General features: G+C 71.8%; 21 protein-coding genes. 7 read left to right on the top strand and 14 right to left on the bottom strand.

Annotation, left to right across the window (positions count from 1 at the left end):
- Positions 1–210 precede the first annotated feature (210 nt).
- Positions 211–1,428 carry an NYN domain-containing protein gene (locus tag ACGFZL_RS21830; protein ID WP_355167095.1) on the bottom strand — a complete coding sequence of 406 codons (1,218 nt, stop codon included), beginning with the start codon at positions 1,426–1,428 and terminating at the stop codon, positions 211–213.
- A gap of 228 nt (positions 1,429–1,656) precedes the next feature.
- On the opposite strand from ACGFZL_RS21830, the gene ACGFZL_RS21835 reads away from it, so the two are divergent.
- Positions 1,657–1,821, top strand: a complete 165-nt coding sequence (locus ACGFZL_RS21835) for a hypothetical protein (RefSeq protein WP_355167093.1) — start codon at positions 1,657–1,659, stop codon at positions 1,819–1,821.
- A gap of 121 nt (positions 1,822–1,942) precedes the next feature.
- On the opposite strand, the gene dnaE is transcribed toward ACGFZL_RS21835, so the two are convergent.
- Positions 1,943–5,479 carry a DNA polymerase III subunit alpha gene (dnaE, locus tag ACGFZL_RS21840; RefSeq protein WP_393693938.1) on the bottom strand — a complete coding sequence of 1,179 codons (3,537 nt, stop codon included), beginning with the start codon at positions 5,477–5,479 and terminating at the stop codon, positions 1,943–1,945.
- A gap of 246 nt (positions 5,480–5,725) precedes the next feature.
- Between dnaE and ACGFZL_RS21845 the strand changes: the two genes are divergently transcribed.
- The 4 genes from ACGFZL_RS21845 to ACGFZL_RS21860 all read left to right on the top strand — a co-directional run bounded on the left by ACGFZL_RS21845 (position 5,726) and on the right by ACGFZL_RS21860 (position 10,538).
- The gene (locus tag ACGFZL_RS21845; RefSeq protein WP_393693940.1) at positions 5,726–7,057 is read left to right on the top strand and encodes a DUF2252 domain-containing protein; all 1,332 of its coding nucleotides are present in this window, start codon (positions 5,726–5,728) and stop codon (positions 7,055–7,057) included.
- A gap of 93 nt (positions 7,058–7,150) precedes the next feature.
- Positions 7,151–7,855: a hypothetical protein gene (locus ACGFZL_RS21850; RefSeq protein ID WP_393693942.1), complete on the top strand. Its 705-nt coding sequence runs from the start codon at positions 7,151–7,153 to the stop codon at positions 7,853–7,855.
- 92 nt (positions 7,856–7,947) lie between these two features.
- A complete protein-coding gene (locus ACGFZL_RS21855; protein WP_393693944.1) occupies positions 7,948–8,763 on the top strand; it encodes a DsbA family protein in 816 nt (271 codons plus the stop codon).
- A 104-nt stretch (positions 8,764–8,867) separates the two neighbouring features.
- Positions 8,868–10,538, top strand: a complete 1,671-nt coding sequence (locus tag ACGFZL_RS21860; protein ID WP_393693946.1) for an alkaline phosphatase D family protein — start codon at positions 8,868–8,870, stop codon at positions 10,536–10,538.
- Here the strand turns inward: ACGFZL_RS21860 and ACGFZL_RS21865 are convergent.
- Positions 10,523–11,125 carry a dienelactone hydrolase family protein gene (locus ACGFZL_RS21865; RefSeq protein WP_355167081.1) on the bottom strand — a complete coding sequence of 201 codons (603 nt, stop codon included), beginning with the start codon at positions 11,123–11,125 and terminating at the stop codon, positions 10,523–10,525. The two genes, ACGFZL_RS21860 and ACGFZL_RS21865, sit on opposite strands and share 16 nt — an antisense overlap.
- Before the next feature lie 124 nt (positions 11,126–11,249).
- On the opposite strand from ACGFZL_RS21865, the gene ACGFZL_RS21870 reads away from it, so the two are divergent.
- Positions 11,250–12,398, top strand: coding sequence for a mechanosensitive ion channel family protein (locus tag ACGFZL_RS21870; RefSeq protein WP_393693949.1), 1,149 nt, complete (start codon positions 11,250–11,252; stop codon positions 12,396–12,398).
- Between the two features lie 9 nt (positions 12,399–12,407).
- On the opposite strand, the gene ACGFZL_RS21875 is transcribed toward ACGFZL_RS21870, so the two are convergent.
- From ACGFZL_RS21875 to ACGFZL_RS21895, 5 genes are all read right to left on the bottom strand, one after another.
- Positions 12,408–13,994: a Na+/H+ antiporter gene (locus tag ACGFZL_RS21875; RefSeq protein ID WP_393694113.1), complete on the bottom strand. Its 1,587-nt coding sequence runs from the start codon at positions 13,992–13,994 to the stop codon at positions 12,408–12,410.
- 96 nt (positions 13,995–14,090) lie between these two features.
- Complete coding sequence (locus ACGFZL_RS21880; RefSeq protein ID WP_355167077.1) at positions 14,091–14,567, bottom strand: GNAT family N-acetyltransferase; 477 nt, start codon at positions 14,565–14,567, stop codon at positions 14,091–14,093.
- Positions 14,564–15,508 (bottom strand): RluA family pseudouridine synthase, encoded by a 945-nt coding sequence (locus ACGFZL_RS21885; protein ID WP_393693951.1) that lies wholly within the window; start codon positions 15,506–15,508, stop codon positions 14,564–14,566. The genes ACGFZL_RS21880 and ACGFZL_RS21885 overlap by 4 nt, the downstream gene beginning before the upstream one ends.
- A 66-nt stretch (positions 15,509–15,574) precedes the next feature.
- Complete coding sequence (gene lspA / locus ACGFZL_RS21890) at positions 15,575–16,153, bottom strand: signal peptidase II (protein WP_393693953.1); 579 nt, start codon at positions 16,151–16,153, stop codon at positions 15,575–15,577.
- Positions 16,154–16,230: 77 nt separating this feature from the next.
- On the bottom strand, positions 16,231–17,025 hold the full coding sequence (locus ACGFZL_RS21895) for a TraR/DksA family transcriptional regulator (protein ID WP_393693955.1): 795 nt from the start codon (positions 17,023–17,025) through the stop codon (positions 16,231–16,233).
- A 528-nt stretch (positions 17,026–17,553) separates the two neighbouring features.
- On the opposite strand from ACGFZL_RS21895, the gene ileS reads away from it, so the two are divergent.
- Positions 17,554–20,700, top strand: a complete 3,147-nt coding sequence (gene ileS / locus ACGFZL_RS21900; RefSeq protein ID WP_393693957.1) for an isoleucine--tRNA ligase — start codon at positions 17,554–17,556, stop codon at positions 20,698–20,700.
- Between the two features lie 303 nt (positions 20,701–21,003).
- Here ileS and ACGFZL_RS21905 read toward each other — a convergent pair whose 3' ends face one another.
- The 6 genes from ACGFZL_RS21905 to ftsZ all read right to left on the bottom strand — a co-directional run bounded on the left by ACGFZL_RS21905 (position 21,004) and on the right by ftsZ (position 25,996).
- A complete protein-coding gene (locus ACGFZL_RS21905; protein ID WP_393693960.1) occupies positions 21,004–22,179 on the bottom strand; it encodes a DivIVA domain-containing protein in 1,176 nt (391 codons plus the stop codon).
- A 55-nt stretch (positions 22,180–22,234) separates the two neighbouring features.
- Entirely contained in the window at positions 22,235–22,519 is a 285-nt protein-coding gene (locus ACGFZL_RS21910; protein ID WP_007448661.1) for a YggT family protein, read from the bottom strand.
- A gap of 61 nt (positions 22,520–22,580) precedes the next feature.
- Positions 22,581–23,222, bottom strand: a complete 642-nt coding sequence (locus ACGFZL_RS21915; protein WP_355167065.1) for a cell division protein SepF — start codon at positions 23,220–23,222, stop codon at positions 22,581–22,583.
- A gap of 129 nt (positions 23,223–23,351) precedes the next feature.
- The gene (locus ACGFZL_RS21920; RefSeq protein WP_393693962.1) at positions 23,352–24,071 is read right to left on the bottom strand and encodes a YggS family pyridoxal phosphate-dependent enzyme; all 720 of its coding nucleotides are present in this window, start codon (positions 24,069–24,071) and stop codon (positions 23,352–23,354) included.
- A 6-nt stretch (positions 24,072–24,077) separates the two neighbouring features.
- Positions 24,078–24,806 carry a peptidoglycan editing factor PgeF gene (gene pgeF / locus ACGFZL_RS21925; RefSeq protein ID WP_393693964.1) on the bottom strand — a complete coding sequence of 243 codons (729 nt, stop codon included), beginning with the start codon at positions 24,804–24,806 and terminating at the stop codon, positions 24,078–24,080.
- Entirely contained in the window at positions 24,803–25,996 is a 1,194-nt protein-coding gene (ftsZ, locus tag ACGFZL_RS21930) for a cell division protein FtsZ (RefSeq protein WP_393693966.1), read from the bottom strand. Before ftsZ ends, pgeF begins: the two co-directional genes overlap by 4 nt.
- Between the last annotated feature and the right edge of the window lies 1 nt (position 25,997).

Here is a 25,997-nt window from a genome sequence, read left to right on the forward strand (position 1 = left end):
CCTAGGGGCGCGGGGAACTGCGCGACCAGCCACGACGCGCCCGCACCGGGAGTCATTGCGCAACCCGGCACTACGGGGGGCGTGGCGCAGCCCGGCGCGACGGGGTGCCGCTGCGCCCACCCGTGCCGCCCCAGCGGCACGACTGCCCGCAGCTATGCGGGTGGAGGGGGGCAGGGGCGCGGCATCCCGGGGCGGAGCCCAGCTCGCCCCTCACTCCCCGGCGGGAGCCCGTTCCGTGGCTGTCCGGACATCGATCTCGCGCCAGAACCCCGCCCGGATCGCATACCGGTCGTGTTCGTCGATCTGGTCGTCCTTGTGGGCGAGCAGCCCGAACCGCGCGGCGTACCGCAGCAGCTCCCCGTCGACGCGGTGCGGGACCCGCGGGTACATCCCCGACAGCCGCTGGAGATGCCCGTGGTCACCGAGCCGCTCCAGCCACCGGCGGGCGAACACCTGACCGACCTCGTACGGATCACCGCCGACCGTGGTGATGTCCTCCTCCCGGTCGGCCCACCGCTGCTCGGCCGTGGTCAGCTGCGCCAGCGTCGGCATGGACGCGGCCTCGGCCGGCTCGGCGACGGGCCGGTCGACCCAGCCCTTGTCGGAGGACCAGCGCAGGGTCGCGTTGGTGGGGGGCGGGGCGGCGTGGCCGCCATGGGCGCGCAGGGCGGCCAGGTCCTTCGGGGTGGGGACGCCCTTGGCGGCCGGGGCGCGGTCCTCGGCGCCGTCGGCCGCGGGACCGGGCCCCACGGGGTGCGGGCGCTCCTCGGCGGGCCGCTCGGCGGCGGCGGCGCCGAGCGCGGACTCCGGCAGCGGCGCCGACAGGATCGCGGCGATCTCCGGCCGGGGCACCGGGGGCGGCGCACAGCTCCCGCCGGTCTCCTTGGCCCGCACCGCCTTGGTGATCCAGGCCCGGTCCAGGACCCGGCGCTCGTCGGCCTCGGCGACCAGGTCCTCGGACTGGTTGTAGTCCCCGTCGGCGGCCTGCACGGCCCACAGGTGGACGGCGACCCCGTGCTCCTTGGCGGCCATCATGCCCGGCAGCAGATCACCGTCGCCGGTGACCAGGACGATGTCCGAGCAGGCCCGGTTGCGCGCCAGCTCGGTCAGCTCGGCGTGCATCGCGGCGTCCACGCCCTTCTGCGCCCACCGCCCGTCGCTGCGGGTCAGGGCGCCGAGCCGGACGGTGACCCGGGGCAGCACGCGCAGCCTGCGGTGCTCGGGCTGCGGGACCCGGTCGGGGGCGCCGTCGAACCAGTAGATCCGCAGCAGCGGCCGGCCCGTGTCGGACTCGGCGCGGTCGCGCAGGCCCTGGATCAGGGCGGTGTGGTCGACGGTGATGCGCGAGCGCGAGGGTTCCCCGGCGAGGAGACTTGCGGCCGCCCCCAGCAGGTACCCGGCGTCCACCAGGACGATGCAGCGGTCCACGGGGTCCACCCTCTTTCCGGGAGGTTTGCTTCGGGCTTCCTTCGAGTCTGCCCGACGGCAGGGGGGTTAACGGCCCGAACTCGATCTTCGGCGTGGCGTTTCCCCGCGTCGGTTCGCCGACCAGCCGTGTCACACACGGTAATTGTCCGACATGCGACCTTTATCGGCCTATGTGAATCTGGTCGCGGCCCGGCCCAAGAGGGCCCCACACCTCACAGGAGGCACCCCATGGCCAAGAACAAGAACAACCGCGACCGCAAGCAGCCCCGCGCCGAGCGCGCCCCGCAGGGCGGCGCCGAGACGAACACGGCCGTCCTCGACCGCGAAGAGCCGCCCTCCACGCCCACCGACCCGATATCGCGCAAGCGTCAGAAGCGCTTCGGCCACAACTGACGGCAGCAACTGACGGCAGCAACTGACGGCAGCAACTGACGGCAGCAACTGACGGTCACGACCGACCGACGTCGACAGGGGCGTACCCGGCACCGGGCACGCCCCTCTTGGCTTCCCGCGCTCAACCCGCCAGGCAGGACGGGCCGAGCAGCACTTTCAGGTCGCCGAAGAGCGCCGGGTCGGGCTTCACCCGGTGCCGGTCCAGGCGCAGCACGGTGGTCCTGGTGGGCCCCTGGAGCTTGATCCGCACCTCGCTGTCGCCCTTGTGGTGGGTGAGGATCTCGCCGAGCCGGCTGACCATCGGCGGCGTGATCCGGGTGGCCGGGATGGTGAGCACCACGGGCGCGTTGGTGCCCGCCATGGACAGGTCGGGGACCATCAGCTCCATCGCGACCAGACGCGGCACGTCCTCCCGCTTGTCGAGCCGGCCCTTGACGAACACCACGGCGTCCTCGACGAGTTGGGTGGACACCAGCTGGTAGGTCGCCGGGAAGAACATGCACTCGATGGAGCCGGCCAGGTCCTCCACGGTGGCGATGGCCCAGGCGTTGCCCTGCTTGGTCATCTTGCGCTGCAGGCCGGAGATGATGCCGCCGATGGTGACCACCGCGCCGTCCCCGAAGTCGCCGCCGGTGAGCTGGGAGATGCCCGCGTCGGCCTTGTCGGAGAGCACGTGCTCCAGGCCGAAGAGCGGGTGGTCGGAGACGTAGAGGCCGAGCATCTCCCGCTCCTGGGCGAGGAGATAGGTCTTCTCCCACTCGTCCTCGCCGAAGACGACGTCGAGTCCGAAGCCCGGTTCGTCCTGCGCGTCGCTCATGCCGCCGAAGAGGTCGAACTGGCCCTCGGCCTCCTTGCGCTTGACCGCGACCACGTTGTCGATCATCGGCTCGTACTGCGCGGTGAGGCCCTTGCGGGTGTGGCCCATCTCGTCGAAGGCGCCGGCCTTGATCAGCGACTCGGTGGTCCGCTTGTTGCAGGCGACCGCCTCGACCTTGTCCAGGTAGTCGGGGAAGGAGAGGTACTTCCCCTTCGCCTTGCGGCCCCGGATGATCGCCTCGACCACGTTGGTGCCGACGTTGCGCACGGCGGACAGGCCGAAGAGGATCACCTCGTCGCCCTGGGCGGCGAAGTTGGACATCGACTCGTTGACGTTGGGCGGCAGCACCCTGATGCCCATGCGTCGGCACTCGTTGAGGTAGACGGCCGACTTGTCCTTGTCGTCCTTCACCGAGGTGAGCAGCCCGGCCATGTACTCGGCGGGGTGGTTGGCCTTGAGGTAGGCCGTCCAGTACGACACCAGGCCGTACGCGGCGGAGTGCGCCTTGTTGAACGCGTAGCCGGCGAAGGGCACCAGGACGTCCCACAGGGCCTGGATCGCCTCGTCGCTGTAGCCCTTGTCGCGGGCGCCCTGCTGGAAGAGGACGAAGTTCTTGGCCAGTTCGTCGGGCTTCTTCTTGCCCATCACGCGGCGCAGGATGTCGGCCTCGCCGAGCGAGTACCCGGCGATGATCTGGGCGGCCTTCTGGACCTGCTCCTGGTAGACGATCAGGCCGTGGGTGACGTCCAGGACCTCGCGGAGCGGCTCCTCCAGCTCGGGGTGGATCGGGGTGATCTCCTGCTGGCCGTTCTTGCGCAGCGCGTAGTTGATGTGCGAGTTCATGCCCATCGGGCCCGGCCGGTACAGGGCCGAGACGGCGGAGATGTCCTCGAAGTTGTCGGGCTTCATCATGCGCAGCAGGGAGCGCATGGGGCCGCCGTCGAACTGGAAGACGCCGAGGGTGTCGCCGCGCTGGAGCAGCTCGAAGGTCTTGGGGTCGTCGAGCGGGAGGCTCAGGAGGTCGATGTCGACGCCCTTGTTGGCCTTCACCATCTTGACGGCGTCGTCCATGATGGTGAGGTTGCGCAGGCCCAGGAAGTCCATCTTCAGCAGGCCGAGCGACTCGCAGCTCGGGTAGTCCCACTGCGTGATCGTCACGCCGTCGGTGTGGCGCACCCACACCGGGACATGCTCGGTGATGGTCTCGCTGGACATGATCACGCCGGCCGCGTGCACGCCCATCTGCCGGACCAGGCCCTCCACGCCGCGCGCGGTGTCGATGACCTTCTTGACGTCCGGCTCGTTCTCGTACATCCCGCGGACCTCGCCGGCCTCCGAGTACCGGGGGTGCTGGGGGTCGAGGATGCCGGAGAGCGGGATGCCCTTGCCGAGGACGTCGGCGGGCATGGCCTTGGTGAGCCGGTCGCCCATCGCGTACGGGTAGCCCAGGACGCGCGCGGAGTCCTTGATCGCGTTCTTGGCCTTGATGGTGCCGTACGTGCCGATCATGGCGACCTTGTCGGCGCCGTACTTCTCCGTCACGTACCGGATCACCTCGACGCGCCTGCGCTCGTCGAAGTCGATGTCGACATCGGGCATGGAGACGCGCTCGGGGTTGAGGAACCGCTCGAAGATCAGGCCGTGCGGGATCGGGTCGAGGTCGGTGATGCCCATGGCGTAGGCGACGATCGAGCCGGCCGCGGAGCCACGCCCCGGACCGACCGCGATGCCCTGGTTCTTGGCCCACATGATGAAGTCGGCGACGACCAGGAAGTACCCCGGGAACCCCATCTGGATGATGACGTCCATCTCGTACTCCGCCTGCTTCTGGCGGTCGTCGGGGACCTGGCCGGAGAAGCGCCGCTCCATGCCGCGCCTGACCTCCTCCTGGAACCAGGTGACCTCGGTGAACCCGGCGGGGATGTCGAACTTCGGCATCAGGTCGCGCTTGTCGAACATGCCGGTGGTGTCGACCATCTCGGCGATCAGCCGGGTGTTGGCGCAGCCCTCCTGCCAGGCGTCGGAGGAGTCGATGGCGTACATCTCGTCCGTCGACTTCAGGTAGTAGCCGGTGCCGTCGAACTTGAAGCGGTCGGGGTCGGAGAGGTTCTTGCCGGTCTGGATGCACAGCAGGGCGTCGTGGGCGGTCGCCTCGTGCGCGTACGTGTAGTGCGAGTCGTTGGTGACCAGGGGCGGGATGCCGAGCTTGCGGCCGATCTCCAGGAGGCCGTCGCGGACCCGGTGCTCGATGTCGATGCCGTGGTCCATCAGCTCCAGGAAGTACCGCTCCTTGCCGAAGATGTCCTGGTAGTCGGCGGCGGCCTTGAGGGCCTCGTCGAAGTGGCCGAGCCGGAGCCGGGTCTGCACCTCGCCGGAGGGGCAGCCGGTGGAGGCGACGATGCCCTCGGACCACTGGGAGATGGTCTCCTTGTCCATCCGGGGCCACTTCTGCAGCCAGCCCTCGGCGTAGGCGTCGGAGGAGAGCCGGAAGATGTTGTGCAGGCCCTTGGCGTTCACCGCCCACATCGTCTTGTGGGTGTAGCCGCCGGAGCCGGAGACGTCGTCCCGCTTCTGGTGCGGCTGGCCCCACTGGATCTTGCGCTTGTTGCGCCGCGACTCGGGCGCGACATACGCCTCGATGCCGATGATCGGGGTGATCCCCGCCTTCTTCGCGGAGTGGAAGAAGTCGTACGCCCCGTGCAGGTTGCCGTGGTCGGACATGGCGATGTGCGACATGCCCATCTCATTGCAGGCGTTGAACATGTCCTTCAGCCGCGCGGCACCGTCCAGCAGCGAGTACTGGGTGTGGACGTGCAGGTGCGTGAACGGCGGCTTGGACACGTGCGGCCTCCTGGGGAACGCGGGACGACGGGCTGCGGTCGGTTCGGGGGGTCAGCGTCGAAGTCTATGCCCCGCGACTGACACTCCGGGGGCCGCTCCGCGTACCTTCGTGCGGGGGCCCGCGTGTCGCGCGGACACCCGGCGCGGCGGGCACTCGCCCGCCGTCCCGCACGTTGGCCCGGGTGGCGGGTCCGCCCGGATCCGCTCCACTCGTCACGCACCGTCCGTACCAGGAGGCACCCAGCGATGTCGGTCCCGCAGCTCAACGAGGAGAGCCGCGGCGAGGAGATCCTCGCCGTCTTCGACACCGCCTTCGGGCAGCTCCTGGCCGCCGACCCGGCCGCCTTCCGCGTGAAGTTCCGGAAGATGGCCGCCTCGGCCTTCGCCTTCTACCGCGGCACGGCCTGCCTCTTCTACCACGACCTCGACCGGGAGTCCGGCGAGCGCTCCGGACCGTATCTGGACGACCGCACCTCCCGGGTGTGGATCCACGGCGACCTGCACGCGGAGAACTTCGGCACGTACATGGACGCCACCGGGCGCCTGATCTTCAACGTCAACGACTTCGACGAGGCGTACGTCGGCCCCTTCACCTGGGACCTCAAACGCTTCGCCGCCTCCATCGCCCTGATCGGATACGCCAAGGCGCTCGGCGACGAGCAGATCACCGAGCTGGTCGGGGTGTACGCGGACGCCTACCGGGAGCGGATCCACGCCCTGGCCACCGGCGCCAAGAGCGACGAGGTGCCGCCCTTCACCCTGGACACCGCCGAGGGCCCGCTGCTCGGCGCGCTGCGGGTGGCCCGCTCGCTGACCCGCTTCGGCCTGCTCGACTCGATGACCGAGATCCGCGACTTCGAGCGGCGCTTCGCCTCCGGCGGCGGCTCCGTCGAGCTGGACGCGGCCACCCGGTACAAGGTCCTGGCCGCCTTCGACGGCTATCTGGAGACGCTCCCGGAGTCCTCCCTGACCCGCCCCGACTCCTACCGCGTGAAGGACGTCGTGGGCCGCCGGGGCATCGGCATCGGCTCGGCGGGGCTGCCGTCGTACAACATCCTCCTGGAGGGCAACAGCGACGCCCTGGAGAACGACGTGGTGATCTACATCAAGCAGGGCCAGACCCCGGCGGTCTCCCGGCACATCACCGACCCGGCGATCCGCGACTACTTCCAGCACGAGGGGCACCGCACGGTGATCTCCCAGCGCGCCCTCCAGGCGCACGCCGACCCGTGGCTGGGCTGGACCGAGCTGGACGGCGCGGGCCAGCTGGTCGCCGAGGTCTCGCCATACGCGGTGGACCTGGACTGGGGCGACATCGACGACCCGGAGGAGATCGCGGTGGTCGTCGCCGACCTCGGCCGGGCCACCGCCGCGATGCACGCGGCGGCCGACGACCAGTCCGGCGAGTCCCTGGTGCCCTTCTCCACCGAGCGGGCCATCGACGCGGCCATCGCGGCCGACGAGGAGGGCTTCGCGGGCCTGCTGACCGACTTCGCGCACACGTACGGGGCCCGCGCGCGGGCGGACCACCAGATCTTCGTCGACCTGTTCCGCAACGGGCGGATCCCGGGCCTGTGACACGGCGCGCGGGCGGGAGCCGGCCCGGGGGCCGGTTCACAGGGACCCTTTAGGGGTCTCTTACCGCCCGCCGTGACACACTCGTCTACTGCTATGGACATATCCGGGACCCCCCTCAGAGCCGTACGCGCGGCGCTGTTCACGGCACTCGCCGTGACGCTCAGCACCGCGTCGCACGTGCTGCTGTCCGGGGTCCCGCTGCCGCCCAGCACGGTGGCCGCCGTCGCCGCCGCCGCGTTCGCGCTCGCCTACGCGCTGGCCGGCCGCGAGCGCGGCTTCGGGCGGATCGCCGCCCTGCTGATCCCGCTGGAGCTGGCCGCCGACACCGTCTTCACCACCGGCCAGCACGTCTGCTACGGCCGGGCGGGCGGCCCGGTCGCGGGCCCGCTGCGCTCGGTCGGCCTCGATGTGCTGTGCGGCGGCGGCACGGGCGTGGCACCCGCGCTCGGCACCCCGCTGACCCGGGTCACCGGCGCCGACGGCGACCGCCTGGCGGCGCTGGTGGCGCACGCCGACCCGGGGACCGCCTGGCTGCTGCTCGCCGCGCACATCGGCGTGGGGCTGCTCGCCGCGGCCTGGCTGCGGCGCGGCGAGCGGGCCCTTGCCCAGCTGCTCGGCGCGGTCGCCGCGACCACCTTCCGGCCGCTGCTGCTGGCCGTCGCCGCCGTGACCGTGCGCCGCACACCCGCACCGCGCCGCCCGGCCCCCGCGGCCCACCGCTCCTCCACCGCCCGGGAGCGGCTCCTCGCGCACAGCCTGGGACGGCGGGGACCGCCGCGCCGGGTCGCCCTCGTCTGACCCGCGGGTCGGGCGAGGACGCGACCGAACACCGGCAGTTCCCCGCACGTACTTCCGCACACCCCGGTGTGCGCGTCCCCGGAGAGATCACCATGAGCAAGCGGAACAGCCAGAACGCGAAGAACGCCGCCCGTGAGCGGCTGCGCGTGGAGCGCGAGCGCCAGGCGAAGAAGGACAAGGCCAAGCGGCAGGTCATCGTGGCCGGCTCCATCGTCGCCGTGCTGGCGATAGCCGGCGGCATCAGCTACGCCGTCGTCCAGGGCAACCAGCCCTCCCACTGGGAGAAGGCCGCCGACGCCACGGTGGTGCCCCCCGCCAACACCTCGGGCAAGGACGGCACCACGGTCGTCGTCGGCGACTCCAAGGCGTCGAACGACGTCCACCTCTACGAGGACCCGCGCTGCCCCGCCTGCGCCGCCTTCGAGCAGACGGTCGGCGATACGGTCAACAAGGACATGAAGGACGGCAAGTACAAGCTGACCTTCACCATCGGCACCTTCCTGGACGGCAACCTCAAGGGCGAGGGCTCCAAGAACGCGCTCAGCGCCCTGGGCGCCGCGCTGAACGTCAGCCCCGACGCGTTCCTCGCCTACAAGACCGCCCTGTACTCCACGAAGTACCACCCGGAGGAGACCAAGGACGACCTGGCCAAGGACGCCTACCTGATCAAGGTGGCGGACACGGTGCCCGCGCTGAAGGACAACAAGAAGTTCCAGGACGCCGTGGAGAAGGGCACGTACGACGCCTGGGCGATGCGGATGAGCAAGTCCTTCGACGACGCCGACGGCGTCGACTCGACCCCGACGATCAAGATCAACGACAAGGTGGTCAAGTCCCCGGACTCGACCGGCTCCTGGACCGTCGACGCGTGGAACAAGACGCTGAAGGACGCGGGCGTCACGAAGTGATCCCACGCCGCCAAGTGGCCATGGCCTGACGGCCGGAGAACGAGCGGGCGAATTTCGGCGAGTTCGCCCGCTCGGAGCTCTACCGGTCAGTAGCCTGATCGGCCGTGACCAGTCGACACAGATCACCCGAGCCGTCCCCCGCCGCCCCCACCCGCACCCCGAGCCGCCGTACGGTCGTCAAGGCCGCGGCGGCCGGTGCCGTCCTGGCCGCCCCGCTCGCCGCGGCGCTGCCCGCCGGCGCCGCCGACACCGCCCCCGCCTTCCTGCACGGCGTCGCCTCCGGCGACCCGCTGCCGGACGGCGTCCTGCTGTGGACCCGGGTGACCCCGGTGCCCGAGGCCGTGCCGGGCTCCGGCATAGGGCCGGACACCGAGGTGGGCTGGGCCGTCGCCACCGACAAGGCGTTCGCGAACGTCGTCGCCAAGGGCTCCGTCACCGCGACCGCCGCCGCCGACCACACCGTCAAGGCCGACGTCCGCGGCCTCGCCCCCGCCACGACCTACTGGTACCGCTTCACCGCGGGCCCCACCGACTCCCCCGCCGCCCGCACCCGCACGGCCCCCGCGGCCGACGCCGCCGTGCCGGGCCTGCGCTTCGGCGTGGTCTCCTGCGCCAACTGGGAGGCCGGGTACTTCTCCTCGTACCGGCACCTCGCGGCCCGCGGCGACCTGGACGCCTGGCTGCACCTGGGCGACTACATCTACGAGTACGGCACGGGCCAGTACGGCACCCGCGACACGGTGGTGCGCCCGCACGCGCCGGCCAACGAGATCACCACCCTCGCCGACTACCGGATCCGGCACGCCCGCTACAAGACGGACCCCGATCTCCAGGCGCTGCACGCGGTGGCGCCGGTGGTGGCGATCTGGGACGACCACGAGTTCGCCAACGACACCTGGTCCGGCGGCGCGGAGAACCACACCGAGGGCGCCGAGGGCAGCTGGACGGACCGTCAGGCAGCGGCCAAGCGGGCCTACTTCGAGTGGATGCCGGTCCGCCCCGCGCTGGCCGGCACCACCTACCGCCGGCTGCGCTTCGGCAAGCTCCTCGACCTCTCCCTGCTCGACCTGCGCTCCTTCCGCTCCCAGCAGGTCAAGGTGGGCAACGGGAGCGTGGACGACCCGGAGCGCACCATCACCGGGCGGGCCCAGCTGGACTGGCTGAAGGCCGGCCTGAAGGCGTCCGACACCGCCTGGCGGCTGGTCGGCAACTCGGTGATGATCTCGCCGTTCGCCATCGGCGCGCTCCCCGCCGAGCTGCTGCGCCCGCTGGCCGAGCTGCTCGGCCTGCCCAAGGGGGGCCTCGCCCTCAACACCGACCAGTGGGACGGCTACACCGACGACCGCCGCGAGCTGCTCGCCCACCTGAAGGCGAACGCCATCCGGAACACGGTCTTCCTGACCGGCGACATCCACATGGCGTGGGCCAACGACGTGCCGTACCACGCGGGCACCTACCCGCTGTCGGCGTCCGCCGCCACGGAGTTCGTGGTGACCTCGGTGACCAGCGACAACCTGGACGACACCCTGAAGGTCCCCGAGGGCACCGTCGCCGCGGTGGCCGAGCCGGTGATCCGGGCCGCCAACCGGCACGTCCACTGGGTCGACACCGACCGGCACGGCTACGGCGTGCTCGACATCACCGCCGAGCGGGCGCAGATGGACTACTACGTCGTCTCCGACCGCACCGACCCGCGCGCCACCTCGGCGTGGGCCCGCTCCTACCGCACCCGCAGCGGCACGCAGCGGGTCGAGCGCACCTACTCGCCGGTCTGAGGCGCGTCCTCCGCCGGGTCGAGGGAGTCCAGGAAGCCGAGCGCCACCCGCCAGGTGGCCTCGGCGGCCTCCTCGTCCCAGTCGGGCGAGTCGGGGTCGGTGTAGAGGTGGCCGGCCCCCGCGTACCGGTACACCTCCACCTCGGCGCCGATGCGGTTCATCTGCAGATACCAGGCGCTGAGCCAGTCGTCCGTCTCGAACGGATCGGGCTCGGCCACGTGCAGCTGTACCGGCAGGGCGTCCACCGCGGCGTTGGGCGCGATGTCCGAGGTGCCGTGCAGCAGGAGCAGGCCGCGGGCGCGGTGGTCGCCGAGGGCGAGGGTCTGGGCGACGGAGGCGCCGAAGGAGAACCCGGCGTAGACCAGGCCGCGCTCGGAGTAGGGCGCGGCGGCCAGCACGGCCCGCTTCAGCAGCTCCTCCCGGCCGGTCTCCTCCTGGAAGGCCATGCCGTCCTCGACCGTGTCGAAGGTCCGGCCCTCGAAGAGGTCGGGCGTCCACACCTGGTGCCCCGCCGCGCGCAGCCGCTCGGCGGCCCGGGCGACCGCGGGCCGCGCGCCCTGGGTCGAGTGAAAGAGCATGATGTTCATGGGGCCATCGTGCCAGCCGGGTGTGACAGCGGGGGCGCGCCGTGACACCCGGGGGGCGCGCGCCGATCCGGGACAGGACGCAAGTCACAGGTTCACCCGCGCGCGAGCCGGTTACGTTCGAGGGATGGAGAACGTACTCCGACCACTGATCGTCGTCGGTGGCTCCGTCGTGCTGACCCTGGTCATCGGCTGGGCCACCGACCTGCTGCTGCGCAAGGCCGACGAGCGGCACCACGAGACGCCCCTGTGGGGACTGCTGCGCCGGGCCCGCGTCCCGTACAGCCTGCTGCTGTGCGCGTCCCTGCTGAGAGGCTCCTTCGACTCCGCGCAGGTCCTCGAGGACCACAAGGAGGGCATCGGGCGCACCCTCACCCTGGTGGTGATCGGGTCGGTCGCCTGGCTGGTGATCCGCATCGCGGGCGCCGTCGTGGAGACCTCGTACACCCGCTACGCGCACGCCCGTGCCCAGCGCGACCCGGCCCGGGTGCGGCGGGTCCGCACCCAGGTGTCGCTGATCATGCGCGTGGTCTCCGCGGTCGTCGGCGTGGTCGCCGCCGCCTCGATGCTGCTGACCTTCCCCGCGATGCGCGCGGCCGGCACCTCGCTGCTCGCCTCGGCCGGTGTGCTCGGCATCGTGGCCGGCATCGCCGCCCAGTCCACCCTCGGCAACCTCTTCGCCGGCCTGCAGATCGCCTTCGGCGACATGGTGCGCATCGGCGACACCGTGGTGGTGGAGGGCGAGTGGGGCACCGTCGAGGACATCACGCTGACCTATCTGACCGTGCGCACCTGGGACGAGCGCCGGATCACCATGCCGGTGTCGTACTTCACCGCCAACCCGTTCGAGAACTGGTCGCGGGGCACCCCGCAGATGACCGGGATCGTCTACTGGCACCTGGACCACTCGGCCCCGCTGGACGCCATGCGCGAGCGGCTGCGGGACATCCTGCGCCAGTGCCCGGCCTGGGACGGCCGCGACTACAACCTGACCGTCACCGACAGCACCCCGAACACCGTGCAGGTGCGGGCGCTGGTGACGGCGAAGGACGCGGACGACATCTGGACGGTGCGGGTCACCGTGCGCGAGCAGATGATCCGCTGGCTCTCCGACGAGCACCCCTACGCCCTGCCCCGGGTCAACGCCGCCGACGCGGCGACGCCACCCGGCCGGGAGGCACCCGCGCGGCCCGCCTCCTCCGACGGGCCGGCGCGGCGCTTCCCGCGGCAGCCGGGCAAGGCGCTCCCGGGTGAGGCGGCCGCCAAGCCCTGGTGAGCGGCGCGGTCAGCGCAGGCTGCGGACGTCGAGGTGGCGCAGCACCCGGTCGACGATCTCCGGATCGGCGCCGGGTTCGCTGCGCGCCGCGAGCACCTCGTGCCGGGCGGCGCTGAGCATCTCGTTCTGGATCCGCCGGACCCGCTTGATCCGCCGCGCCCGCTGGAGCTGCGCCTCCCGGCGCTCCTCGTCCCCCATGTCGGGGCTGATCCGCACCCCGATGTCGTAGGCGCGGCGCAGCATCTGGTCGGACAGCTCGTCGGGCAGCTCCTCGACCGACTCGATCTCCTTCAGCCGCTGCTTGGCCGCCTTGGCCGCGCGCAGGGCGAGGCTCTTCTCGAAGTCCTTCTCGCGCTCGCTGTCGGCCCGCACCCCCAGCCGGCCCACCAGCCACGGCAGGGTGAGCCCCTGGAGCAGCAGGGTGACCATGATCACCCCGAAGGCGATGAAGATGATCTCCTCGCGCTCGGGGAAGGCCGCCCCGCTGTCCGTCTCCAGCGGGATGGCGAGCGCCAGCGCCACCGAGGCCACGCCGCGCATCCCGGCCCACCACATGACGACGGTCTCCCGCCAGCTCACCGGGATGTCCTCGTCCTGGTCGCGCTTGCGGTGCAGTCGCTGGGTCAGCCAGGTGGCCGGCAGCAGCCACAGCAGCCGCACCAGGATCACCACGCCCACGATGGCCGCCGCCCACCCCAGCAGCTCGGTCCAGCGGCCCGAGGCGGTGCGGACGGCGTTGTGCAGCTCCAGGCCGATCAGCCCGAAGGCCACGCCGGTGACCAGCGTGTCGACCACGTCCCAGACGGTGTGCCCGGCGAGCCGGCTCATCACGTCGTCGGCGTCGGAGGCGTACTCGGCGAGGAACATCGCGGTGGTCAGCACCGCCAGCACACCGGAGCCGTGCAGCTCCTCGGCCAGCACGTAGGAGACGTACGGGACGAGCAGGGTCAGGCCGATCTGGAGGGTGGGGTCGCCGAGCAGGTCGAGCAGCTTGTACGCGCCCCAGCCGAGCGCCAGGCCCACGGCGACGGCGACGACGGCGGACAGCACGAGGTCGAGGCCGGCCCGCCAGGGCGAGAAGCTGCCGCCGACGGCCGCCGCGATGGCGACGTGATAGAGCACGATGGCCGTCACGTCGTTGAAGAGCCCCTCGCCCTCCAGGATGGAGACCAGGCGGCGCGGCAGCCCCAGCTGACCGGCGACGGCGGTCGCGGCGACCGGGTCGGGCGGCGCCACCAGCGCGCCGAGCGCGAAGGCGGCGGCGACGCCGAGGCCCGGCACGATGGCGTGCGCGACGCTGGCCACGCACGCCATGGTGACGAAGACCAGGGCGACGGCCAGCAGGAAGATCGGCCGCTTGTTCGCCGCGAACTGCCGCCAGGAGGTGCGTCTGACGGCGGCGTAGAGCAGCGGTGGCAGCAGGGCGGGCAGGATGAGGTCGGGCGGCACCTCGACGTTCGGCACGAAGTCGAGCAGGGCGAGCACGATGCCCAGGACCGTCATCAGGACCGGCGCCGGCAGCTTGAGCCGGTCCCCGAGCGGGACGCTCAGCAGGGCCCCGAGCAGCAGCACGAACAGCAGGGCCAACTGGTCCACGGTCAGCGCTCCGGAGGGGTCGCGGGTCTCGGCCTTCACACGGCTCGGCTCAAGCCTGCCATGCCACCGGCCCCACCAGCCTCTTCGGCGCCCGCGCTACGGAGTGAGTGCGCGGCGCATCGCCCGGTGGGGTATCCCCGCGTCGGGGAACTCCGGTCCGTACGCCTGGTACCCCAGCCGCTCGTAGAAACCCAGCGCGTGGGTCTGGGCGTGCAGGTCGACCGCGGTGAGCCCGCGCTCCAGGGCCGCCGCCTCGATGGCCCGCACCAGGGCGGCGCCGACGCCGAGGCCCCGGGCCCGGGCGGTCACCGCCAGCCGGCCCAGCGAGCCGACCGCGGGGTCGCCGCCGGTCTTCGCGGCAGCCGCGGCCCCGTGCAGCAGCCGGCCGGTGCCCAGCGGGACGCCGTCCGCCCGGACCGCCAGCACGTGCACGGCGTCCGCGTCGTAGGCGTCGTACTCGATGTCCTCGGGGACCTGCTGCTCGGCGACGAAGACCTCCTTGCGCACGGCGAAGCATGCCTCGCGGTCGGCGGGGTCCTCGGCGAGGCGTGTCTCGTAGGCCCGGGCGCTCATCCGTAGGTCTCCTCACGGACCCGGTCGAGGGCCAGCTGGAGGTCGGCCGGGTAGTCGCTGGCGAACTCGACCCACTCGCCGTCGCCGGGGTGCTCGAAGCCCAGCCGCACGGCGTGCAGCCACTGGCGGGTCAGGCCGAGCCGCTTGGCGAGGGTGGGGTCGGCGCCGTAGGTCAGGTCGCCGGCGCAGGGGTGGCGGTGGGCGGCCATGTGGACGCGGATCTGGTGGGTGCGGCCGGTCTCCAGCTTCACGTCGAGCAGGGAGGCGGCGCGGAAGGCCTCGATCAGGTCGTAGTGCGTGACGGAGGGCTTGCCGTCGGCGGTGACCGCCCACTTGTAGTCGTGCTGCGGGTGGCGGCCGATGGGGGCGTCGATGGTGCCGCTGGTCGGGTCCGGATGGCCCTGGACCAGCGTGTGGTAGCGCTTGTCGACCGTGCGCTCCTTGAACTGGCGCTTGAGCGAGGTGTAGGCGCGCTCCGACTTGGCGACCGTCATGAGACCCGAGGTGCCCACGTCCAGGCGGTGCACGATGCCCTGGCGCTCGGCGGCGCCGGAGGTCGAGATCCGGTACCCGGCGGCGGCCAGGCCGCCGATCACGGTGGGGCCGCTCCAGCCGGGCGACGGGTGGGCGGCCACCCCGACCGGCTTGACGATCACGACCACGTCCTCGTCGTCGTGCACGATCTCCATGCCCTCGACCGGCTCGGCCACGACCTGCACGGGCGCGGGCGCCTGCGGCATCTCGACCTCCAGCCAGGCGCCGCCGCTGACCCGCTCGGACTTGCCGACCACCGCCCCGTCGACCTGCACCTTCCCCGCCGCGGCCAGCTCGGCGGCCTTGGTGCGGGAGAAGCCGAACATGCGGGAGATGGCGGCGTCGACGCGCTCGCCCTCCAGGCCGTCGGGCACGGGCAGGGTGCGGATCTCGGGAATCGTGCTCACCCGTCGAGTATGCCGGACACCTCCGAGAGGCCCGCACGTGCCTGTGGACGAAGCCCGGGGAAGGCGTCAGTCCTTGTGGACGGTGCCGTCCGGGTCGAGGCCACGGAAGGAGAGCAGCACGATCAGGATGCCGCCGCAGACGATCGCCGAGTCGGCGAGGTTGAAGACGGCGAAGTGCTTGGGGGCGATGAAGTCGACCACCGCGCCCTCGAAGACGCCGGGCGCGCGGAAGATCCGGTCGGTGAGGTTGCCGAGGGCGCCGCCGAGCAGCAGGCCGAGCGCGATCGCCCAGGGCAGGCTGTACAGCTTGCGCGCCAGGCGGGCGATGACGACGATCACGGCCGCGGCGATCACCGTGAAGATGATGGTGAACGCCTCGCCGAAGCCGAAGGCCGCGCCCGCGTTCCGGATGGCCGACAGCCGCAGCCAGTCGCCGATGATCTCGATGGACTCGTGGTGCTCCAGCTTGGCGACCACCAGCATCTTGCTGACGAGGTCGACGAGGTAGGCGAAGGCGGCCACGACGAAGAGCACGGCGACGCGGCGCCTGCCGCGGGGCCGCTCGGTCTCCTGCTCCCGCGACCCGTCGTCCCCCGCCGTGTCCGGGGTGTCCGGCGTACCGATGATGCGCTCCGCCTCTGCCACCTGAGTCCCTCGAACTAGTGCCGACTGAGCATGAGGGTACGGCACACCTCCCGCACCCTCCGTGCCCAGGACACCCGTCAGTACCTGCGCTCCTGCTTCTGCTTGCACTCCACGCACAGCGTGGCCCGCGGGAAGGCCTGCATGCGGGCCTTGCCGATGGGGTTGGCACAGTTCTCGCAGAGGCCGTAGGTGCCCGCGTCGAGGCGCTCCAGGGCGCGGTCGGTCTGGAGCAGCATCTCGCGCGCGTTGGCGGCCAGCGCCAGTTCGTGCTCGCGGGTGACGTTCTTGGTGCCGGTGTCCGCCTCGTCGTCGCCCGCGCCGTCCGCGGAGTCCCGCATCAGGCCCTGCAGGGAGCGCTCGGAGGCGGTGATCTCGGCGCGCAGCCGGTCGGACTCGGCCTGGAGGTCCGCGCGCGCCTCCTCGACCTCCTGCGGGCTCCAGGGGTCCTCGCCGGGGCGTACGGCGAGGTCGCCGGGGTCCGCGGTGCCGCGCGCCTTGGGTACGGCGGACTTGGCCGCCGTGGCCGTGCCTGGGTTCTTCTTCGCAACCACGGTCGTGGCTCCCGTCTCCTCCGCGGCCCTCGCCGCGCCCGCCTTCTTCTCGCCGCCGGCCGTCCTGGCCGCCGCCTTCGCCGTCTTCGCCGCCTTCGGGGCCGCTGCCGAGCCCTTCTTCGCCGCCGCGCTCTTCTTCGCCGCCGAGACCTTCTTCGCGGCCGTGGTCTTCTGCGCGGCCGTGGTCTTCTGCGCGGCGGTTGTCTTCTTCGCGGCCGTGGCCTTCTTCGCAGCCCCGCTCTTCTTCGTGGCCGTGGTCCTCTTCGCGGCCGTGGTCTGCTCGGCGGCGCTCTTCCTCGTCGTGCCCTTCTTCGCCACCATGGCCGCGGCCCCTTCACATGCTGTGATCTTGCTCGCGAATCGTGCTGGGACGATAAATCGACTTGGAGTCCACGGCAACGGGGCACGCCGCCCGGCTCCTCCACCCCGGGCACCCGGCGCGCCGAGCATGCAAGCGTTGTGCCCCGCTGCCCGCCGGGTAATCCGCCCGGTCCGGGCCGTGGCATTCGGCTCAGCGCCGGCTCCGGAAAAGCGGTCGGCCGCTGTCGGCGGGGCGCCGTACACTGGGCGGAGCGAAAGGCGTGGATGGGGACGAGTAGCGGCGTACGCAGCCCGAAGCGACCCGGGGACGGTGGGAGCCCGGGGGCGAGCGCGACGTGAAGATCACCCCGGAGCCGCCGGAGGAAAGCCGCGGAGCAACCGGCCGCGGCGGAGTAGAACCGGCCTCGCGACCCCAATGAGGGGGCTCACCGGCGCGGCCGACGCACCGGGGGCCAAGGAGGGTGGTACCGCGGGAGCACTGCTCTCGTCCCTCCGACGGAAGGCAGCACATCCGCCGGAGGAAGCCCGTTGAACACGCCGCCGCAGTACCGCCAGGTACCCGCCCAGGTCGACCTGCCCGCGCTCGAGCACGCGGTGCTCGACTTCTGGAGCGACCAGAAGATCTTCGCCAAGAGCCTGGAGCAGTCCGAGGGCCGCCCCGAATGGGTCTTCTACGAGGGCCCGCCGACCGCCAACGGCATGCCCGGCGCCCACCACATCGAGGCCCGCGTCTTCAAGGACGTCTTCCCCCGCTTCCGCACCATGCGCGGCTACCACGTGGGCCGCAAGGCCGGCTGGGACTGCCACGGCCTGCCGGTCGAACTGGCCGTGGAGAAGGAGCTGGGCTTCACCGGCAAGCAGGACATCGAGCGGTACGGCATCGCGGAGTTCAACGCCAGGTGCCGCGAGTCGGTGACCCGGCACACGGACGCCTTCGAGGCGCTGACCACCCGCATGGGCTACTGGGCCGACCTCCAGGACCCGTACCGCACCATGGACCCGGAGTACATCGAGTCCGTCTGGTGGTCGCTGAAGGAGATCTTCGGCAAGGGCCTGCTGGTCCAGGACCACCGCGTCGCCCCCTGGTGCCCCCGCTGCGGCACCGGCCTCTCCGACCACGAGCTGGCGCAGGGCTACGAGACGGTCGTCGACCCCTCGGTCTACGTCCGCTTCCCGCTGACCTCGGGCCCGCTGGCCGGCGAGGCCGCGCTCCTGGTGTGGACGACCACGCCCTGGACGCTGGTCTCCAACACCGCCGTCGCCGTCCACCCCGAGGTGACCTACGTCGTCGCCACGGACGGCGCCGAGAAGCTGGTCGTCGCCGAGCCGCTGGTCGGCAAGGCGCTCGGCGAGGGCTGGGAGACCACCGGGGAGCGCTTCACCGGCGCCGAGATGGAGCGCTGGACCTACCGGCGCCCCTTCGACCTGGTCGCCTTCCCGGAGCCGGCGCACTACGTGGTGAACGCGGAGTACGTGACCACGGAGGACGGCACCGGCCTCGTCCACCAGTCCCCCGCCTTCGGCGAGGACGACCTCAAGGTCTGCCGCGCCTACGGCCTCCCCGTCGTGAACCCGGTCCGCCCGGACGGCACCTTCGAGGAGGACGTCCCGCTGGTCGGCGGCGTCTTCTTCAAGAAGGCCGACGAGAAGCTCACCGCCGACCTGGACGAGCGCGGGCTGCTCTTCCGCCACATCCCCTACGAGCACAGCTATCCGCACTGCTGGCGCTGCCACACCGCGCTGCTGTACTACGCCCAGCCGTCCTGGTACATCCGCACCACGGCGGTCAAGGAGCGCATGCTCCAGGAGAACGAGAAGACCAACTGGTTCCCGGAGTCCGTCAAGCACGGCCGCTTCGGCGACTGGCTGAGCAACAACATCGACTGGGCGCTCTCCCGCAACCGCTACTGGGGCACCCCGCTGCCGATCTGGCGCTGCGAGGAGGGCCACCTCACCTGCGTCGGCTCCCGCGCGGAGCTGACCGAGCTGTCCGGCACCGACCAGGCGGGCCTGGACCCGCACCGCCCGTTCATCGACGCGGTCACCTTCGGCTGCCCCGAGGAGGGCTGCGGGGCGACGGCCACGCGCGTGCCCGAGGTCATCGACGCCTGGTACGACTCGGGTTCGATGCCGTTCGCGCAGTGGGGCTACCCGTACAGGAACAAGGAGCTGTTCGAGTCCCGCTACCCGGCGCAGTTCATCTCCGAGGCCATCGACCAGACCCGCGGCTGGTTCTACACCCTGATGGCGGTCGGCACCCTGGTCTTCGACAAGTCCTCCTACGAGAACGTGGTGTGCCTCGGCCACATCCTCGCCGAGGACGGCCGCAAGATGTCCAAGCACCTGGGCAACACCTTGGACCCGATCCCGCTGATGGACCGGCACGGCGCCGACGCGGTGCGCTGGTTCATGGCGGCCGGCGGCTCCCCCTGGGCGGCCCGCCGCGTCGGCCACGGCACCATCCAGGAGGTCGTCCGCAAGACGCTGCTGACCTACTGGAACACGGTCGCCTTCCAGGCCCTGTACGCCCGCACCACCGGCTGGGCCCCCGGCGAGGCCGACCCGGCGCCCGCGGAGCGCCCCGTCCTGGACCGCTGGCTGCTCTCCGAGCTGCACGCGCTGACCGACCAGGTCACCCAGGCGCTGGACGCCTACGACACCCAGCGGGCCGGCAAGCTCCTCTCGGCCTTCGTGGACGACCTGTCCAACTGGTACGTCCGCCGCTCCCGGCGCCGCTTCTGGCAGGGCGACAAGGCCGCGCTGCGCACGCTGCACGAGGTCGTGGAGCGGGTCACCCAGCTGATGGCCCCCCTGGTGCCGTTCATCACCGAGCGGGTGTGGCAGGACATGGTCGTGCCGGTGACCCCGGGCGCCCCGGAGTCCGTGCACCTCTCGTCCTGGCCGGAGGCGGACCTGGACGCCATCGACCCGTCGCTGTCGCGGCAGATGCTGCTGGTACGCCGCCTGGTCGAGCTGGGCCGGGCCACCCGCGCCGAGTCGGGCGTCAAGACCCGCCAGCCGCTCAGGCGGGCGCTGATCGCGGCGGCCGGCTTCGAGGCCCTCTCCCCCGAGCTGCGCACGCAGATCACGGAGGAGCTGAACGTGGAGGCGCTGGCGACGCTCAGCGAGGTCGGCGGCTCGCTGGTCGACACCACCGCGAAGGCCAACTTCCGTGCGCTGGGCAAGCGGTTCGGCAAGCGGGTCCAGGAGGTCGCCAAGGCGGTGGCCGCCGCGGACGCCGCCGCGCTCTCCCTGGCGCTGCGTGAGGGCACGGCCTCGGTGTCGGTCGACGGCGAGACGGTCGCCCTCGCCCCGGACGAGGTGATCATCACGGAGACCCCGCGCGAGGGCTGGTCGGTGGCCTCCGACGCGGGCTCCACGGTGGCTCTCGACCTGGAGATCACGGAGGAGCTGCGCCGAGCGGGCCTCGCCCGGGACGCCATCCGCCTCATCCAGGAGGCCCGCAAGAACAGCGGCCTGGACGTCGCCGACCGCATCGCGCTGCGGTGGAGCGCCGCCGACCCCGCGACTGCCGCCGCGCTCTCGGGCCACAGCGGCCTCATCGCGGAGGAGGTCCTGGCAACGGACTTCGCGGAGGGCGAGGCGGACGACACCTACGGCGCCCCGTTCACCGACGAGCCCCTGGGCCTCACCTTCCACCTCCGCAAGGCGTAACCGGCACGAGGGGGGCGTGGCGCAACCCGGCGCAACGGGGTGCCGCCGCGCCCACCCGTGCCGCCCCAGCGGCACGACTGCCCGCAGCTACGCGGGACGAAGGGCGGGTGCGGCATGACTGCCCGCAGCTGGGGCGGGGGGTGCCGCAGCTATCGCACCGGCGGGACTGCATGCCCTAGGGGCGCGGGGAACTGCGCGACCAGCCACGACGCGCCCGCAGACGGCGCACAACAGGACGCACAAGGGCGGGGCCCCGGGTACGTAACCCGGGGCCCCGCCCTGAACTGCGTCGGCGTCAGCCGGTCAGTTGTCGTCCTCGTCGATCAGGAAGCCCCGCATCGGCGACGGCGCCTGCCCCATCGCCGAAGGCCCCTGCGGCCGCACCGGCGCCATCGGCTGGGTCATCGCCGGAGACATCTGCTGCTGCGCACCGTAGGAGGGCCCGTTCTGGCCCGGACCCGACTGGTTGCCGCCGTAGGACGGCGCACCGGCCGGAGCCATCGAGGGCGACGGGGACGGCGGCAGCGAGGCCGTCGCGGGCGTACGCGGCGGCGCGAGCGAGTCGTCCGCCTGGGTCTCCAGCTGGCGCAGCTGCGACTCCAGGTAGGACTTCAGCCGCGTCCGGTACTCGCGCTCGAAGCCGCGCAGGTCCTCGACCTTGCGCTCGAGGGTGGCGCGGGCGGATTCCAGGGAGCCCATCGCGACGCGGTGCTTCTCCTGCGCGTCCCGCTCCAGCGCGTCGGCCTTGGCGCGGGCGTCCCGCTCCAGGCCCTCGGCACGCGAACGCGCCTCGCCGACGATCTTGTTGGCCTCGGAACGGGCCTCCGCGATCGCCTGGTCGGCGGTCTGCTGGGCCAGCGACAGCACGCGCGCGGCGCTGTCGCCGCCGGGACCGCCCTGGCCGGGCATGCCGGGGCCGCCGGGACCCTGCGGACCGCCCATGGGGCCGCCCATCGGGCCGGGGCCCATCTGACCCTGCATCTGGCCCTGCATCGGACCCTGGCCCATCGGACCCTGGCCCATGGGACCGGGACCCTGGCCCATCGGGCCGGGACCCTGCGGGCCGCCCTGGCCGCCGGGTCCTGCGGGCAGCTGCGGGGCGCCGCTCGGCAGCTGGGGCGGGCCGCCCATGGGGCCACCCATCTGCTGCGGCGGGCCCGATATGCCGGCGGGCACCGGGGCGCCAGGACCGCGCATGCCCTGCTGGGGCATGCCCTGCTGCGGCATGCCGGGGCCTGGCTGCTGCTGGTGCGGCGGCCCGTCCTGTTCAGGAGGCTTCCGCATGTTCTGCTGGTTCTGCGCGGCCGCGCGCGTGGCGGCGGCCAGCTTGGCGCGCAGGTCCTCGTTCTCGCGGAGCAGACGGGTCAGTTCGGCTTCGACCTCGTCGAGGAAGGCATCGACCTCGTCCTCGTCATAGCCTTCTCGGAGGCGGACGGTCGTGAACTGCTTGTTCCGCACGTCCTCGGGGGTCAACGGCATCTCTTCACCTCAACGTTGTCGTCGGCATTCGGCAAGCCCGTATCTCTCTCATCGCTCACAGCCGGCTCACGATCGAGATCAGGATGTAGACGATGATCATCAGTACGAAGAAGGACAGGTCGAGCGCCACGCCCCCGAGACGCAGCGGCGGGATGAACCGCCGCAGAAGCTTCAGCGGTGGATCGGTGACAGTGTAGGTGGCCTCCAGAACGACCACCATCGCCTTGCCGGGTTGCCACGAACGGGCGAACTGGAAGACGTAGTCCATGACCAACCGGAAGATGAGCACGATGAGGAAGCACATCAGCGCGATGTAGACGACATCCAGGACCACGCTCATCGGTTGTGCTTCCCTCTCCCCTGATCCATCTCACCAGTGCCGGGTACCCAGATCCTGGGTCTCAGCTCTGGTTGAAGAACCCGCCCTCTGCGATGCGGGCCTTGTCCTCCGCCGTGACATCGACGTTAGCAGGCGACAACAGGAACACCTTCTGCGTCACCCGCTCGATGCTGCCGTGAAGACCAAACACCAAACCGGCCGCAAAGTCGACAAGTCGCTTCGCATCTGTGTCATCCATCTCAGTGAGATTCATGATCACCGGCGTGCCCTCACGGAAGTGTTCCCCGATGGTACGGGCCTCGTTGTACGTCCGCGGGTGAAGTGTGGTGATCCGGTAGGGCTCTCGTTCAGACACGACCTTGGGCATGATGACCGGTGCGCTCTTCTCCAGGCTTGCGCGTTCTTGTGTGATGGACGCCACGGGCGCGATACGCGCCGGGCGCCCGGATTCCGCCGCGAGCGAAGCGGCCCGGGCCAACGGCTCGCGCTGGGCGGGCGGCTGGACGACTCGCACCTCTTCGTCCCTTTGCGGCTGATGTGCACCATGCGACTGATGTGCCGGTTCGTGTCGCCGGTGGTCCCGTTCGGGCTCCGGGTCGAGTTCGGGTTCGAAGTCGTCGTCGGGGTCGAAGCCCCGGCCGTCGTAACCATCGTCCTCCACGAGGCCGAGGTAGACCGCCATCTTGCGCATCGCGCCGGCCATGCTCTGAGTCCTCCGCTCTGTGGTGGATCGGCTGACGACTGCCAATTGCCCGCGATCCACGAGGTCGTTGCGTCCGCCCTTCGACGGTAATGACCATATTTTCTGCTGTGGTCCGACTTCTTGGCGACGTTACCCGAGCCTGGGGCGGACTCCGAGTACCGCGGTGCCGACGCGTACATGTGTCGCTCCGGCGGCCACGGCCTGCTCGAGGTCCGCGCTCATCCCTGCGGAGACCATGTTCGCAGCCGGATGGGCTCGGCGCAGGTCGGTCGACAAATCCATGAGCCGGTCGAACGCCGCCCGTTCGCGTCCCGCGTACTCCCCGGCGAGCGGCGCGACGGTCATCAGCCCGTCGAGGCGCAGCCCGGGCGACTCGGCCACCAGTGCGGCCAACTCCTCGACGCCGCCGGGTGCCACCCCGCCGCGCTCGCCCCGCCCGCTCGCGCCGGCGTCCAGGGCGACCTGGAGCAGGCAGCCCACCTCGCGCCCGGTGCGCTCCGCCTCCTTGGACAGGGCCGTGACCAGCCGGCCCCGGTCGACGGACTGCACGACACCGGCGTAACCGACCACCGAGCGCACCTTGTTGGTCTGGAGCTGCCCCACGAAGTGCCACGTCAGAGACAGGTCGGCGCACTCGGCGGCCTTCGGGGCCGCGTCTTGGTCGCGGTTCTCGGCGACCTCGCGCACGCCGAGGTCCGCCAGGATCCGCACGTCGCTCGCCGGGTACGTCTTGGTGACCACGATCAGGGTCACCTCCTCGCGGGGCCGGCCCGCGGCCTCGCAGGCGCGCGCGACGCGCTCCTCCACCTTCGCCAGGTTCCCGGCGAGTTCGTCCTTACGCTCCGTCATGCCCCATCAGTCCAGCCAGACATAGCCGGCGAGCCGCCCGGTGACGCGGTCGCGGCGGTACGAGAAGTGGTCCTTCGACTCCAGGGTGCACACCGGCGACCGCTCCCGGTCGCGCACCCCCAGTCGCGCCAGTTGCGCGTGCACGCCGGCGCACACGTCGAGGGCCGGCGTGCCCCAGCTGGTCTCGGCGTGCGCCGCCGGCTCGGCGGCGGCGACCTCGGCGCGCATGGCCTCGGGCACCTCGTAGCACCGGCCGCACACGGCGGGCCCGGTCCGGGCGACGATCCGGCCCGGTTCGGCGCCCAGCTCCGCCATGGCCCGTACGGCGGCCGGGACGACCCCCGCGACCAGGCCCGGCCGCCCGGCGTGGGCGGCGCCCACGACCCCGGCGACGGGGTCGGCGAGCAGCACCGGCACACAGTCGGCGGTGAGCACGGCGAGGGCGAGCCCCCGCTCGGCGGTGACGACCGCGTCGACCTCGGGGACCGGGCGCTCGCCCCAGGGGCCGTCGACGACCGCCACGTCGGCGCCGTGCACCTGGTTCATCCAGACCACCCGGGACGGGTCGGCGCCCAGCGAGCGCGCCGCCCGCTCCCGGTTGGCCAGGACGGCGTCCGCGTCGTCGCCGACGGCGCCGCCCAGGTTCAGCTCCTCGTACGGAACGGCGCTCACCCCGCCCCACCGGTCGGTGAAGCCGAAGTGCGCGCCGTTCACGGACTCGCGCGGTGGTGTCACTTCAGGAAGTCCGGCACGTCCAGTTCCTCGGCGGCGCTGTCGGAGTAGCTGCGGGACGGCGGGACCGGCGGGGCGACCGGCGGCAGGTCGGCCGCGGGCTCCGGGGCCGGCTCCGGCTCCTCCTTGGGCTTGACGCTGCCGAGCGAGCCGAAGCTCGGGCGGTTGTCGGCGGCCCTGGCCGGGGTGGGCTCCTCGCGCTTGGCCGAGGCCGAGCCGATCACGTTCTCCCGCTTGGAGGGCGGCTGCCCGCCGTCGAAGCCGGCCGCGATCACGGTGACCCGCACCTCGTCGCCGAGGGCGTCGTCGATCACCGCACCGAAGATGATGTTGGCCTCGGGGTGGGCGGCCTCGCTGACCAGCTGCGCGGCCTCGTTGATCTCGAACAGGCCGAGGTCGGAGCCGCCGGAGATGGAGAGCAGCACGCCGCGGGCGCCGTCGATGGACGCCTCCAGGAGCGGCGAGGAGATCGCCATCTCGGCGGCGGCCACCGCGCGGTCGTCGCCGCGGGCGGAGCCGATGCCCATCAGGGCCGAACCGGCCTCGGACATGACCGACTTGACGTCGGCGAAGTCGAGGTTGATCAGGCCGGGGGTGGTGATGAGGTCGGTGATGCCCTGCACACCGGAGAGCAGCACCTGGTCGGCGGACTTGAACGCGTCGAGCACGCTGACCTGGCGGTCCGAGATGGACAGCAGCCGGTCGTTGGGGATGACGATGAGGGTGTCGACCTCTTCGCGCAGCTCGGCGATGCCGTCCTCGGCCTGGTTGGCCCGGCGCCGTCCCTCGAAGGTGAACGGGCGGGTGACCACGCCGATGGTCAGGGCGCCGAGGGAGCGGGCGATGTTGGCCACGACGGGTGCCCCGCCGGTGCCGGTGCCGCCGCCCTCGCCGGCGGTCACGAAGACCATGTCGGCCCCCTTGAGGACCTCCTCGATCTCCTCGCGGTGGTCCTCGGCGGCCTTGCGGCCGACGGCCGGGTTGGCACCGGCGCCGAGTCCGCGGGTCAGTTCCCGGCCGACGTCGAGCTTGACGTCGGCGTCGCTCATCAACAGCGCCTGTGCGTCGGTGTTGATGGCGATGAACTCGACGCCCTTGAGACCGACCTCGATCATCCGGTTGATGGCATTGACACCACCGCCGCCGACACCGATGACTTTGATGACTGCGAGGTAGTTCTGCGGTGCTGCCACG

This window comes from Streptomyces sp. NPDC048182, from assembly GCF_043202555.1.
Taxonomy (GTDB): domain Bacteria; phylum Actinomycetota; class Actinomycetes; order Streptomycetales; family Streptomycetaceae; genus Streptomyces.